The following is a 14,423-nucleotide window of genomic DNA, read 5'->3' as shown; positions in this document are numbered from 1 at the left end:
AATTCCGCTTACAGAAATCTATATCTATACTTTATACGTGAATGAGCATTCAGTCAACAGATTTTTGGTAAAAGATATTAAATTCATAATTTATTATATAATAAAAAAGATAGCCTGTCACATTTTGATTATTTATGAAATAGTAATCTTGAAATTGGTAATGACCGCAACGCAAACATCACAAAATATTCAAGTCATGGTAGGCTTTAAATATTTTGTGATGTACAATACAGTTTCCATATCTTGCTTACTTTTTTAACGGACATACATTAATACACACCGATACTCGCAAGTAAAATAGCTGGAATCAGTGATAAAATCGGAAAGACTATTGCTACTACCGCAATATCTCGGTAAGACTCTTTATGTGTTAAACCGGTCACAATCAGTATGGTTATAACCGCACCATTATGTGGTAGTGCGTCCAAGCCCCCTGAGGCAATAGATGCGATACGGTGAAATGCTTCGGGTGCTATTCCGGTTGATGCGGCAATTTCATTATATTTGTGACCTAGAGCTTCCATCGTGATGCCTAATCCTCCAGATGCTGAACCTGTTGCTCCGGATAATACATTTGAAGCAATCGACATGGAGATAAGTGGATTTGCATCGATACCCAGAATATAATCGCTTAATTTTTGGAATCCCGGAACAACGCGTACTACGGTTCCAAATCCAACCGCTGCAGAAGTATTTATCATCGCCATTACAGAATCGGAAGCTCCTTGATTTAGCGATGGTATCAAACTTTTAATGTTGTTTAATGAAAATATGATGATCAATAAAACAGCTATTAATAAACAAACGACAATATTCCAGTTAAAAATGTTAAGCGTAACAATTACAGATATTAAAGGCAGTATAGATATATATAGATTTGGCAGCTTTCCCTTTATCTTTTCTTTTTCTTCCAGATCTTTTTCCAACGCTTTAAATCCATGTCCGGTTTTTTTTAGCTTCTTCTCTCTCCACTTCAAATAAAGGATAGACCCCCCACCCATTACGAATGAGGCTGCAAGTCCCATAATAGGGGCTGCAGTCGCTGTGGTGTTAAAATAATCAGTAGGAATCAAGTTCTGAATCTGTGGAGTCCCGGGAAGAGCTGTCATTGCGAATGTCATCATTCCTGCTGTAATAGTAGCTGGCATCAATTTTCTTGGAATATCCGCTTGTCTAAACATATTTACCGCGATTGGATAGACAGCGAATACAACAACGAACACACTAATACCGCCATATGCTAAAACAGATGAAGCCATAATAACACCAATAATTGCTTGGTTTTCACCAAATAGTTTAATTATACCTTGAGCTACGGACTGTGCCATTCCGCTGTATTCCATTAATTTGCCAAAGATAGCCCCTAACATAAATACAGGGAACCAGCTTTTCGTAAAGTCGACAAATCCTTGCATATAAGTGTTTGTATATGCATCAAGTAAGTCAAGCCCACCAAATATTGCTACAACGCCAGCACAAATCGGTGCAATCCAGATAATTGACCATCCACGGTAGGCTAAGATGATTAGCAAAACTAACCCTAATGCAATCCCTAGCATTTGATCACCTCATATTCTCATAAATTCCTTATGTAATCGTCAGTATAAGGTTGAAGTCTTTGAAATCTACCAATCATCAAACCGATAGAGAAAGTTTAAAAAGTCCGGCAAAGATGACACACCGAGAGCATTTGACCTTCGACGCTCAGGTCGTGCTAGTATCCGCGTCTGCAAAAAGGCCGTTGACTCTTAGCCGACCTCGGCCCTTTTTATCCCCTTTTTTTGAACACACTACATAGAAAAAAATGGGGGCCTTCTAATGGCCCCTTCCTCATTAACTGCTAGGAAAATCAAAGTTAATTTCATCTGTGCTTGATTGGTCAAACCACCTTTCCGAGACCGTCTTTGTTTTTGTAAAGAAACGAGCGGTATCCGGTCCGAACATTTGTCCTTCACCCAATCGTGAACCTTTCCAGCCTCCAAAGTTATGATAGCCCACAGGTATTGGAATAGGTACATTTACTCCAACCATACCGACTTCTATTTCTTGCGTGAATTTGCGAGCATCGCGGCCGCTATTGGTGAATATAGCAACCCCATTTCCATATTGATGATTATTGATTAGCTGTATTGCTTCATCAATTGAATCTACTGAAACGATTGTACGTGCTGGACCAAACACTTCTTCTTTGTATACATTCATATCAGGAGTAACATTATCTAATAGCGTAGCCCCCAGGTAAAAACCTTCCTTAAACTCAACATCAGGGTTTCTGCCATCGACCACAACATTAGCTCCATCCCTTACTGCTTCATCAATCGAATGTAAGATGCTTTGTTTTGCTTCTGCACTTATAACGGCCCCAAAGTCAGCTGATTCATCGTCATAGGAACCGGGTCTAAGATTTTCAACCTTTTCTTTTAATTTTGCCGTGAATACATCTGCTGTCTTTTGCCCGACAGGCATTGCTACGGAAACAGCCATACAACGCTGTGATGCTGAACCATATGCAGAGCCTAAGAAGGAGTCAACTGCTTTATCAATATCCGCATCTGGCATAATAACCAGGTGGTTTTTTCCTCCACCAAAGGCATTTACTCGTTTATGATGCTTCGTTCCTACCTCATAAATAATTTCCGCTACTTTCGTAGAGCCCACAAAGCTTACCGCTTGTATGTCGCTATGTGTAATGATGGCATTAACCGTATCCTTATCACCGTTCAATACGTTCCAAACTCCAGCAGGCAAACCAGCCTTCTCCCAAAGTTCTGAGATTAATTGAGCAGAATATGGAACTTTTTCAGATGGTTTCAATATCATTGCATTCCCAACAGCCACTGCCATAACACTCATTGCAAGCGGTACCATAACAGGGAAATTAAATGGTGATATACATGTTACAACGCCAAGCGGCTGTTTCATTGAATAAGCGTTTATATCCCCACCAACATTTACAGAATGTTCTCCTTTGAGTATTTGCGGTGCCCCTATTGCTAAATCCACTGATTCTATTCCTCTGCTTATCTCCCCTTTTGCATCAGAGATCGTTTTCCCATTTTCCTTCCCAATTAGCTGTGCCAATTCATCTGTATTCTCTACTAATAATTGGCGGAATTTAAAAAGAACTTCAACTCTTTTTCCCACAGAGGTTTTTGCCCATTTTGCAGCAGCTTTTTTCGCTAACTGTACGGTCTCATCCACTTCTTCAGCAGAAGCATAAGGAACAGCAGCTATTCGCTTGCCCGTGGATGGGCTGTATACAAAACCATATTTATCGTTATTCCCTTTTACTTTTTCCCCATTAATATAGTGGGTTACTGTATCTAACTTTAATGTCGTCATTTAAACAAACCTCCCATTTTGGATATATCTATTTACCTAATTTCACCTTTTCTTCTGTTAGCATAAGATAGGCTGAAGAAATGTCCTTATCTGCATACTCCTCAATATTTGATTCAAGGTAATTTACTAGTTCTTCACCCAATGGTAATTTACCCTCAAATGAATTCGAAACATGGTTCGCAAGTTTTAAGTCTTTTAATAGTAGTGCTGTAGTAAAAGCCCCTTCATAATATTCATCCTGAGCAATAAAATTTTTGTAGTTTCTAGTAAAAATGCCGCTTTGACCTGTACTGACATTTACAATTCTATAAACAATTTCATGGTCCAAACCTGCTGCATCTGCGATAGATAGTGCTTCTGCGACAGCCTGTGTATGAATTCCAGCCATTAGGTTATTAATTAATTTAACAATAGTTCCTAATCCGTGATCTTCTCCAACATGAAATATATTTTTTCCGATTGTTTCAAGGTACGGTAATGCGGAGCCATATGTTGTTTTATCTCCTCCAACCATCACACTCAGCGTTGCTGCCTCTGCTCCAGCTACACTTCCACTAACCGGAGCTCCCAAGTACTGAATCCCCTTTTCCAATGCTGCTTTTGCTACTTTTTTATTTAGTTCTGGTGAGATTGTGCTTAAGTCAATTAAAGTTAAGGGTGGTTTTCCGTTTTCCACAAGACCCTCGATTCCTAAATAAACATCCTCTACGACCTTTGGTGTTGGTAAACTAGTAAAAATGATATTTACTTCACTTGCTAATGTTGCTGAAGTGAACCCAACCATCCCGCCTATTTCAGCAAATCTTTTTTCATTTTCTTTGTTTACATCTACTCCGTATACGGTATAACCTGCTCTCATTAAATTGCTTGCCATTGGAAAACCCATATTCCCTAATCCAAGAAAACCTACTTTCTTTGTTCCCATCCAGACCCTCCTAAAATATTCATAAGCACTTAGAAAGCGCTATCATTTTTGAAATCTAGTAATTAAGTTTTTCCTTGAAAAATTACATATATAGCCTCCCAATTAGAATTTACTCATAATAATTAGTCTCCTTTCTTTAAACCTTTTTCACATACCAAAGTCAAATACTGTGGTCACTTAAATTATAATTAAAATAATAAACGTAAAATTTACAATAGTCAAGACTATTCTGTTGAATTCTATATTTCCAAAGCATTATGCTATTCTTAAGTAAAAGGGGGATTATTTATGCCGCGTATGACAACAAGAAAATTAAAAGCCTTAGAGACAAAGAAAACGCTTTTAGAAACTGGACTGGAACTGTTTCATAAAAAGGGGTTTGATAATGTAACAGTGGATGAAATAGCAAAAAAATGTAATGTATCTAAAGGGGCATTTTATGTACATTTCAATACCAAATATGACATTTTCAATGAAAAGTTTAAGGATATTGATAATTTTTATTCCACATTCCAACAAGGTATCCCCAAGAACATTAGTGCAAGCGAGAAGATTCTTATGTTTTACAAAGCTCAAATGATCTATTTACGTGATGAATTAGGGAAGGACTTAATTAGAAATGTATACATGAATGCTATGTCACTAACAATTAACAAAAATCATTATTTAGCTGATCCAGATAGAAATCTTTATAAAGTAATTAATTCTTTCGTTCAGGAAGGAATTGAGAATAATGAGTTTAAGGAGGAATTAACTACTGAAGAAGCGTCTGTATTAATTACTAGGTGTATGAGGGGAACTATCTACGATTGGATTATCTTTGGAGAAGAATTTGATGTTGTCCAAGAAATGACAAAGTTCACATCTACAATTTTGAATGGGTTAAAAAAGTAAGGGAATTTGTTATTTAACATCTTCGGCCTGCGACCACATCATAAAGTTAATTCTGAAATAGTAAAACCACTGAAAAAATTTCAGTGGTTTACATTTAGTTATTACATTTTCTCTGGTGCAGATACGCCAATCAGTGTCATGGCATTCGCAAGTGTAATGCGAACAGCTTTCATTAAAGCAATTCGTGCTTGTGTTCTTTCTTTATGATCTGCATCCAACACTTTCTCTGCATTGTAAAAGCTATGCAATGCGGAGGCTAAGTCAAAAACATACTGTGTTACTTTATGTGGCGTATGCTTCTCGGCAGCGTCTGCAACGACTTGTGGAAGCTGACCTAATTTCTTCATTAGATCTACTTCCTTTTCTGCTGTTAATAATGCAGCATTAAAATCTCCCCCGACTGTAAATCCTTTACTTTTCGCCTGTTCGAGCATTGTACAGATACGGGCATGCGCATATTGAACGTAGAAAATTGGATTATCATTGGACTGGGAGCGGGCTAAATCCATATCAAAGTCAAGCTGTGAATCATTTGAACGAGTAACGAAATAATAACGAACCGCGTCAACGCCGACCTCTTCCATTAGCTCTCTTAATGAAACAGCTTTTCCTGTTCGCTTACTCATTTTCACTTTTTCGCCGCCTTCAAATAGGTTTACCATTTGAATAATTTTCACATCGAACCTTTCAACCGGGTAGCCAAGCGCTTGAATTGCTGCGCGCATTCTTGGAATATATCCATGATGGTCAGCTCCCCATACATTAATAATAGAATCAAATCCACGGTCGAGCTTGTCCTTATGATAAGCGATGTCTGGTGTTAAATAGGTGTAACTTCCGTCTTGCTTAATGAGCACACGATCTTTATCATCACCAAAATCAGTTGTGCGGAACCACATCGCGCCATCTTTTTCATACGTGTAATTCCCTTCCTCTAGCTTATCTAGTGCAACAGGAATTTTATTTTCCTGATAAAGGGAACGCTCTGAAAACCAATTATCAAATTCAACACGGAACGCTTTTAAGTCTTTTTCAATATTTTCAAGGGATGCTTTCAATCCATATTCTTTAAAGAACGCGAGTCGCTCTGCTTGATCTTTGGAAGCAAATTCATTGCCGTATTCTGCAACAAGCTTCTTCGCAATCTCAATAATTGCTTGTCCATGGTAGCCATCCTCTGGCATATCAAATTCTTCACCGAGTTCTTGGAAATAGCGAGCTTCTACAGATAAACCGAGGTTATCAATTTGATTTCCTGCATCATTAATATAGTATTCGCGCTCTACGTTATATCCCGAAGCGGAAAGCACATTACAAAGCACATCTCCAAAAGCGGCATTACGGGCATGTCCCAAATGCAAGTCTCCAGTTGGATTTACAGAAACGAATTCAACCTGTACACGTTCGCCATTTCCAGTATTTGTTTTTCCGTAATCTTCTCCAGCCTGTAAAATAGTTGGGATGATTTCTCCAAGAAAATCATTTTTCATAAAGAAATTAATGAATCCAGGTCCAGCAATTTCGACCTTCTCGATTGACGCCTTTGATTGATCTAAATTTGCTACAATAGCTTCAGCAATTTGACGCGGTGCCTTTTTAGCGATTCGTGCCAACTGCATCGCAATATTTGAGGCAAAGTCACCATGTGCCTTATCCTTTGGTTTTTCTAATATAATTGCAGGAAGCTCTTCTTCTGTCGCTAGCTTTGTTTGGATAACAGCAACAGCGATTTCCTGCTTCAATGTATTTTCCGTTTGTTCCAAAACGTTCATTGCGTTTCCTCCTCTTGATATGCCAATTTCAATGTATGTTTTCGTTTATCCTGCCCGTTTAACTTCACCGTATAATGAATCGCTAATGTGCCCTCTGTTCCATTGCTTGCTTTCTTATATTCAATGGTCTCTGTATATGTTTCCATATGTATTTTACCATGGGGATGGTGATATATATTCTCCGTTATCTGGTCAGCTTGAAACTTTTGATTCATTTTCACTGCACCAGAACGATTAATACTAACCTTATGTGGATAGATTGTGAGCAAGTTTTTAATGGTGGAACCATCTTCCAATGTTTCTTCAAAAATCAATACGTCCATATTGTTTTTTTGAAAAAGAACTCCGTGGTAGCTCTGTTCGTTGCTCTCCAGTTGTCCATCATCATCAATAGTTGTCTTGAGTATAATGTTTATCTTTTTTTGCGGTGCATCCATACTATCGCCTCTTGAATCTATAATATCCCTATTATAGCGATAAAACACGGTGAGTAGCAATAAAAAGATGCAATTCTCCCTCTGCCTACTAGCAAAAGTCGGGATTTTTGCTGCCTTAAGTTTATTTCCATGCCGCTTTTCCCATAATGATAAAAACAAGACTTTACATTGGAGATTACGAGCATGCAACTTTTCCCGAAGAAGTTTTTCAAAAAGATTATACTTACTCTTATTGCTATAGGTGTGTTTACAATAGCTGCAATTTATTTAGTGGCCTTCGTTTTAGGTCCTCCTAAATTGGCAAATGACCAAGTAACTATCATTTATGATCGTGAAGAAGAAATAATAAGCGAGCAGCGTGGTAGCCTTACAAAGCACTGGGTTAGCTTAGATGACATATCTCCTGCGGTTATTGAAGCTACATTACAAACGGAGGATCAGCATTTTTATGAACATCAAGGGTTTGATTTGAAGCGCATTGCTGGTGCAGTTATTAAAAATTTACGTAATAGCTCGTTAAAAGAAGGTGCGAGCACCATTTCCCAGCAATATGCGCGCAACCTTTATTTATCCCCTGAAAAAACATGGACACGAAAGCTAACAGAAGCATTCTATACTATACGACTGGAAATGTTTTATTCCAAGGAGGAGATTCTAGAAGGCTATTTAAATACAATTTATTATGGGCATGGAGCATATGGAATTGAGGCGGCAAGCCATTATTTCTTCGATAAACAAGCAAGTGAGTTATCCTTAGCCGAGGCTACGATGCTCGCCGGAATACCAAAGGGGCCAACCTATTACTCCCCATTAAACAATGAAGAGAATGCAAATCGGCGCCAACAGCAAATTTTAAAGCATCTATTGGATGACAAGTATATTTCTGAAGCAGCGTATGTTGGGGCTATCGAAGAGCAGCTGGATTATTCGATTACACCTGAGCCTGCGGATACTGCCCCCTATTTTCAGGATGTTGTTTTACAAGAGGCTGCTAAATTCTTAGATTTAAGTCCGGATGAAGTTCGTGCTGGCGGGTTTCACATTTATACAACATTAAATCGTGCATACCAGCAAAAACTGGAAGAACAAGTACGTGCAACAATTGATTCTTCCAGTGAAGTAGAAACTGCTGCTATTGCAATGGATCCTGATGACGGTGCAATTCTCTCCATGATTGGCGGAAAGGATTATGCAGAAAGCACTTATAATCGAGCAATGAATTCCAAGCGAATGTCAGGGTCAACTTTTAAACCTTTTTTATATTACGCTGCACTGCAATATGGCTATACACCAAGCACGAAATTAATGAGCAAACCAACTACTTTTGCGTTAGGTGATGGCAACAGCTATCAACCGAGTAATTTTAACGGGTATTATGCAAATAAGCCGATAACACTGGCCCAAGCACTTGCCTTGTCCGATAACGTGTATGCTGTCAAAACAAATATGTACCTAGGACCTGAAAAACTAATAGAAACTGCTGAAACTTTCGGGCTGAGAGGGGATTTTCAAGCTGTACCAGCATTGGCTTTAGGCACTGCCTCTGTCTCTGTTAACGACATGACGAGTGCCTACGGAATACTGGCTAATGGGGGACGGTCAATTTCCGGGTATACGGTAGAAAAAATTACGGATCGGAATGGCAAAGTAGTTTACGAGCATGAGGATACATCAGAACAATTGCTTGACCCGAAAAAAACATTTATTTTAACACACCTGATGACTGGGATGTTTGATGTCGAGATGAATGGCTATACCTCTGTAACTGGTGCAACAATTTCGAAGGAGCTTAGTCGCCTATATGCCGGGAAGTCTGGAACAACTGATTCGGACAGCTGGATGATTGGTTATAGCCCTTCCCTTGTAACAGGCATTTGGGTCGGTTACGATGATAACCGGAACATGGAACTTGTTGCTGAATCAGCCTACGCAAAAGAGATGTGGGCTGGATTTATGGAAGGGGCTCACAAAGGGATGGCGCAGGATGTTTTTGCTATGCCATCTGGGGTAATTGGCATCCCGATAGATCCCGAGACCGGCGCACGTGCAACACCTAGCTGTGGTGGAAGCAGAATTATGTACTTTGAAAAAGGAACGGAGCCGAGAAACTATTGCTCCGAACATCTAGTTGAAGAAGAAGATGTGGTAGAGGAAGAAAAAGGTATCTTCGAACGTTGGTTTGATTTGTTTAATTAATGTTTTATAAGTGTTAGGGGCTGGGAACGGTGCACTAATTTTGGATATGATGTCATGGCGGCGTGGGATGGTGCGCTATTTTTGGATATGGTGTCTTAGTGGCGTGGGATGGTGCGCTATTTTTGGATATGGCGTCTTAGTGGCGTGGGATGGTGCGCTAATTTTGGATTTGGTGTCTTAGTGGCGTGGGATGGTGCGCTAACAGAAGGCAATAAAACAGCCAGCTTTTCAGGTTGAGTCCTGAAGGCTGGCTGTTTTATTGTCCTAGTAAACATGAGTTAGTCCATGTACCAATAGTTTACAAATTATTGGTACAAAGTACAACGATTTAACAAATGATTCACGATTCGGACACAAAATTGTCATATTCTCTATTGCAGTGGAAGCGCCTCTTTTAATTCGTCCGTACTGTTATCCCACATATCTTTGTTAAAATCTATCAGGAAATCTCTTAACAGATTTTTCGATTGCTCATCCATGTGGTCAACGATAATTTTCCCTTTGAGCGATTTTTCCATATACGTCACATGCTGGCCCATTGATTTATAGGCACGTCTTATTTCACGATCCACTCGGATTTCACAGCCGGTGACACCGGAATAGTAAGGACCACTGTCTCCGCGTTCCACATTCACCCAAACGATCCAATATAGCTTGCCGTTTGGTACTTCATTTCGATCCGGTAACCATTTCACGCGACGTTCGACTTCACTTCGTGCATGCATCGCTCCCATATCTACGTATGCTTTATTTTCATTCGGATCGACAATTACGGATGACATGTTTTCTAAACTGATTGCTCCAACACCATAGCCTCCATGGCCATCTGTTGAATCATCCTTAATGATCGTAAAGGAATTCTTCTTTTTATTTGAAGATTGATCTGAGCTCATAAATGCCCCTCCTCCATTGTTACTAGTTGCTATTGTAGCACAAGGCTATCCTGCATGAGACGTTATTTGCCTTCTTGTTTCAATTCTTCCATAAAACGAATTGCATCCTCAATTTCTTCATTGCTATACTTTTGCTTTGGTTTGACCATGTGGATTTTTTCAATATTCTCCTGAAGCGGTAAATCATCAAAGTAAAACATGGTGGAGACAAGCTCCAGAAAACGCGAGCTCTTTTCCTTCAGCATCGCCACCTTTGTTGTCATGTCCGGCATTTCCATTGAAAATTGATTCAGAAACTCTGTTCCAGCAGGTGTTATATTATAATTGTATTGATAATAGTTGCTTTTATCCTCTTTTTCTTCCTGTAAAAATCCAAGATTACAAAGCTCTTCTACACGTAATGTTAACTCCTCTGAGTACGGTCCATAAAAATGGAATTGATATTTCTCTTCAAAAGGGATATCGCATTTCTGTAAAATATAGATCATTTTTTGCAATTTTTTCCGCCCTGTTATGCCATTTGCTTCTGAAAAGAAACGGATTAATTTGGCATGATTATTCAACATCAACTTTCGCTCCTTGCCCGTAAAGAATTTCCATAATGCGCGTTCTTAACCTCTGATCCTTCAATTCATTCAACCGATCTTTTGGAAAATATAATTTATGGTCTGTCCGTTTTTTACCTGAAATGGATTCAACGATATCCGAATGCCTGGAAAGCTCCTTCAAGCTTCCATCAGGCATTAATAAATGGATTGGCAGCCGCTCTTCCTCTTCACCAGGTCGATAAAAATCGTATGGTAAGTCTGAAGAAGAATCAACAACAAGGTAATATTCTGGATCAATTTCCGCTTCTTGAAACAGCTTATACAGCTCCATCCACTCATTCATTTGAAGATTGGGATTAAATTCAACATATTTAAATAAGCGTCGATTCATAAATCGCTCACATAAATCTCTTAAGATTTCGTCATCCTCTTCCTGCCAAAGCTGAAAATAATAATGGACAACCATCTCATCCAGCTTTAAATAATCTGCTAGATCCACTTTACCTTTAAAAAAGGAAACAAAATGGGTCGGTTGTAATTTAAAGGTAAAGTCCTTTGTTTCATATAAATATTTCGCTCTATGAAGGATTTTTGTCAAGATTACTTCTGCACTTCTTGTAACTGGGTGAAAATATACTTGCCAATACATTTGGTAACGACTCATAATATAATCCTCGACCGCATGCATCCCAGTTGATTTAATGACTACTTGATCTTCAATCGGGCGCATTACTCGTAAAATACGCTCCATATCAAAATGACCATAACTTACTCCCGTAAAGTAAGCATCACGTTGCAAATAATCCATGCGATCAGCATCAATTTGACTGGAAATTAAGCTGACCACCAATTTATCCTCATAGGTTTTTGCAATAACATCGGCAACCTTCTGCGCAAAGCCTACACTAACACGCTCTAGAATTTCATTTACTTTTGTATCACCCAAAATGATTTGCTGGGTAAAATACTCATGATCCAATTTAAACACTTTTTCAAAGGAATGTGAAAAAGGCCCATGACCAAGATCATGCAATAGAGCTGCACAAAGACATAAGAGTCGCTCGTCTTTATTCCAATGAGGCCTGTCCTGAAAGTTATTAATGATTCGACGGACAATTTCGTACACGCCAAGTGAATGGTTAAATCGACTATGTTCCGCCCCATGGAATGTCAAATTTGTTGTCCCGAGTTGTTTTATTCGACGCAACCGTTGGAATTCCGGAGCAGCAATCAGATCCCAGATAACACGATCCCGCACATGGACGTACCGGTGAACAGGATCTTTAAATACTTTTTCCTCCGACAATTGTTCGTCTTTATACGCCATTTATTCCCCATCCGTTCTTTTCTGCAATTTTAATACTTCCTTATTTAGTTTATTATATAATAAGTATGGAAAGCTTAAAAGGGTAAGGAGATAAAAATGAAAAACTGGAAAGAAATTGTCGGTCAATCGACATTACGATATTTTGATCATTCCCATGAAACAATTTTTCAACAAAAAAAATACACAGCACTTACATCTTTTGCTGTTGATGATGCACTAGCTGTATCTGTAAGCAATCGAACGTCACCATCTGCTATACGACTTTGGGTACACGACAAAACCATTGTGCTCGGCATTCCAGACGCGAGGCTTCCCTTTCTAGATGAAGGCGTTCAGTTCTTAGCCGAGCAAGGCTACCATGTTGTCGTTCGAAATTCTGGTGGGCTTGCAGTTGCACTCGATGGTGGTGTGTTAAATATATCCCTTGTCATACCAGGTGTCGCAGAGCTTTCGATTCATGACTGCTATGAAGCAATGGTTCGTTTGGTCGAATATATGCTGCGCGATTTAACAACCGCTATTAAAGCATATGAAATTGTCGGGTCCTATTGTCCTGGTGACTTTGATTTAAGCATTAACGGGAAAAAATTTGCAGGCATTTCACAGCGGCGAGTAAAGGACGGTGCTGCAGTGCAAATTTATCTTGATGTAGAAGGAAACAGTAAGGAAAGAGCTTCTCTTATTCGAGATTTCTATGCGATTGCAAAAAAGGAAACGGAAACAAAATTTATTTACCCGAGTGTAGAACCAGATGTAATGGGGTCACTATCTGATTTGCTTGGAGTGCCTTTAACCGTCGAGGATATGAAAAAAAGACTCTACATTGCGTTACAGGATATATGCGAAGAAATTGTGACGACGCCTTTTTCAAATACAGAACTCAATACATTTGAAAAAAGGTATATCCAAATGATCAAACGTAATGAGACTGTTGCTAACGTGCAGCGATTAGAAAAAAACAACGCCGCGGAGAAATGAATCCGCGGTCGTTGTTTTTTTCTGTATACTACTTATTCCATTGCTTGTGCTGCTGTAATAATCGCTAGCTTATAAACATCATCAGCACTGCAGCCGCGAGAAAGATCATTTACAGGTCGATTTAATCCTTGAAGCACTGGACCAACTGCTTCAAATCCACCAAGTCGCTGTGCAATTTTATATCCAATGTTTCCTGCTTCCAAGCTTGGGAAAACAAATACATTTGCATCCCCTTTTAGAACAGAATCTGGAGCTTTTTTCGCGGCAACACTCGGTACAAAGGCTGCATCAAATTGAAATTCTCCATCAATAACGAGTGATGAATCTTTTTCTTTTGCAATTTCGAGCGCTTCGACAACTCTTTCTGTTTCCGGTGACTTGGCAGAACCTTTTGTTGAGAAGCTAAGCATTGCTACACGCGGGTCGACATCAAATAGTCGAGCCGTCTGTGCACTTTCCACTGCAATTTCTGCTAAATCCTGGCTGTCCGGAGTAATATTGATGGCGCAATCTGCAAAAACATACTTTTCATCATCACGTACCATAATAAATACGCCCGATGTTTTTTTAATGCCTTCTTTTGTTTTAATAATCTGCAATGCTGGGCGTACCGTATCAGCAGTTGAATGTGCCGCTCCACTTACAAGCCCATCTGCATTATTCATATAAACGAGCATCGTGCCGAAATAGTTTTCATCAAGAAGAATTTTACGCGCATCTTCCTCTGTTGCCTTTCCTTTACGACGCTCTACGAAAGCTTCGACCATTGCATCGAATTCCGCATATTCCTGCGGATCGATGATCGTACAAGAAGCAATGTCAATGTTGTTTGCTGCCGCTTTTTTTTCAATGCTTTCCTGATTGCCAATCAAAATTGGCGTTACAACCCCTGCAGCACTTAATTGGCTTGCAGCAGTCAGAATTCGTTCATCAAGACCTTCTGGAAAAACAATCTTTTTGTTTGAGTTCGATACTTTTGCTGTGAGCTGATCAAATAATGATCCCATAAAAAAACCTCCATCACAATAATATGTGTGTCTTTTAACAATGATAGCTAATTTTCCTGTATTTTTAAAGGAAATAACCTATTTTTTCAACAATCTATGACAAA

Annotated in this window: 12 protein-coding genes; 3 read left to right on the top strand and 9 right to left on the bottom strand. The window is 39.1% G+C overall.

The features are described 5' to 3' along the window. Nucleotides 1–269: 269 nt before the first annotated feature. The 3 genes from D1B32_RS02030 to D1B32_RS02020 form a co-directional block, all read right to left on the bottom strand. Entirely contained in the window at nt 270–1,559 is a 1,290-nt protein-coding gene (locus tag D1B32_RS02030) for a GntP family permease (protein WP_118888492.1), read from the bottom strand. 274 nt (nt 1,560–1,833) lie between these two features. After that, nucleotides 1,834–3,342, bottom strand: coding sequence for a CoA-acylating methylmalonate-semialdehyde dehydrogenase (locus D1B32_RS02025; RefSeq protein WP_118888491.1), 1,509 nt, complete (start codon nt 3,340–3,342; stop codon nt 1,834–1,836). Between the two features lie 28 nt (nt 3,343–3,370). After that, nucleotides 3,371–4,267, bottom strand: coding sequence for an NAD(P)-dependent oxidoreductase (locus D1B32_RS02020; RefSeq protein ID WP_118888490.1), 897 nt, complete (start codon nt 4,265–4,267; stop codon nt 3,371–3,373). 288 nt (nt 4,268–4,555) lie between these two features. Here D1B32_RS02020 and D1B32_RS02015 point away from each other — a divergent pair, with 288 nt between their 5' ends. After that, a complete protein-coding gene (locus tag D1B32_RS02015; protein WP_095307783.1) occupies nt 4,556–5,161 on the top strand; it encodes a TetR/AcrR family transcriptional regulator in 606 nt (201 codons plus the stop codon). A gap of 101 nt (nt 5,162–5,262) precedes the next feature. Here the strand turns inward: D1B32_RS02015 and argS are convergent, their stop codons facing one another. Further along, nucleotides 5,263–6,933 carry an arginine--tRNA ligase gene (gene argS / locus D1B32_RS02010; protein ID WP_118888489.1) on the bottom strand — a complete coding sequence of 557 codons (1,671 nt, stop codon included), beginning with the start codon at nt 6,931–6,933 and terminating at the stop codon, nt 5,263–5,265. Next, nucleotides 6,930–7,370, bottom strand: coding sequence for a YwiB family protein (locus D1B32_RS02005; protein ID WP_095307779.1), 441 nt, complete (start codon nt 7,368–7,370; stop codon nt 6,930–6,932). The genes argS and D1B32_RS02005 overlap by 4 nt, the downstream gene beginning before the upstream one ends. Before the next feature lie 183 nt (nt 7,371–7,553). Between D1B32_RS02005 and D1B32_RS02000 the strand changes: the two genes are divergently transcribed. Further along, the gene (locus tag D1B32_RS02000; protein WP_118888488.1) at nt 7,554–9,566 is read left to right on the top strand and encodes a transglycosylase domain-containing protein; all 2,013 of its coding nucleotides are present in this window, start codon (nt 7,554–7,556) and stop codon (nt 9,564–9,566) included. A gap of 371 nt (nt 9,567–9,937) precedes the next feature. On the opposite strand, the gene D1B32_RS01995 is transcribed toward D1B32_RS02000, so the two are convergent. From D1B32_RS01995 to D1B32_RS01985, 3 genes are all read right to left on the bottom strand, one after another. Beyond that, nucleotides 9,938–10,459, bottom strand: coding sequence for a YwhD family protein (locus tag D1B32_RS01995; protein WP_118888487.1), 522 nt, complete (start codon nt 10,457–10,459; stop codon nt 9,938–9,940). Between the two features lie 62 nt (nt 10,460–10,521). Continuing rightward, nucleotides 10,522–11,025 carry a YwgA family protein gene (locus D1B32_RS01990; RefSeq protein ID WP_118888486.1) on the bottom strand — a complete coding sequence of 168 codons (504 nt, stop codon included), beginning with the start codon at nt 11,023–11,025 and terminating at the stop codon, nt 10,522–10,524. Then, nucleotides 11,015–12,334 carry an HD domain-containing protein gene (locus D1B32_RS01985; protein ID WP_095307769.1) on the bottom strand — a complete coding sequence of 440 codons (1,320 nt, stop codon included), beginning with the start codon at nt 12,332–12,334 and terminating at the stop codon, nt 11,015–11,017. The genes D1B32_RS01990 and D1B32_RS01985 overlap by 11 nt, the downstream gene beginning before the upstream one ends. Nucleotides 12,335–12,430: 96 nt before the next feature. On the opposite strand from D1B32_RS01985, the gene D1B32_RS01980 reads away from it, so the two are divergent. Then, a complete protein-coding gene (locus D1B32_RS01980) occupies nt 12,431–13,312 on the top strand; it encodes a lipoate--protein ligase family protein (RefSeq protein WP_118888485.1) in 882 nt (293 codons plus the stop codon). Between the two features lie 32 nt (nt 13,313–13,344). Here the strand turns inward: D1B32_RS01980 and pta are convergent, their stop codons facing one another. Then, nucleotides 13,345–14,319, bottom strand: a complete 975-nt coding sequence (gene pta, locus D1B32_RS01975; RefSeq protein WP_118888484.1) for a phosphate acetyltransferase — start codon at nt 14,317–14,319, stop codon at nt 13,345–13,347. Nucleotides 14,320–14,423: the final 104 nt, after the last annotated feature.

Source organism: Oceanobacillus profundus, assembly GCF_003515705.1.
Classification (GTDB): Bacteria; Bacillota; Bacilli; order Bacillales; family Amphibacillaceae; genus Oceanobacillus; species Oceanobacillus profundus.
Note: the sequence above shows the minus strand (reverse complement) of the source record. Positions and strands in the feature narration are given on the sequence as shown.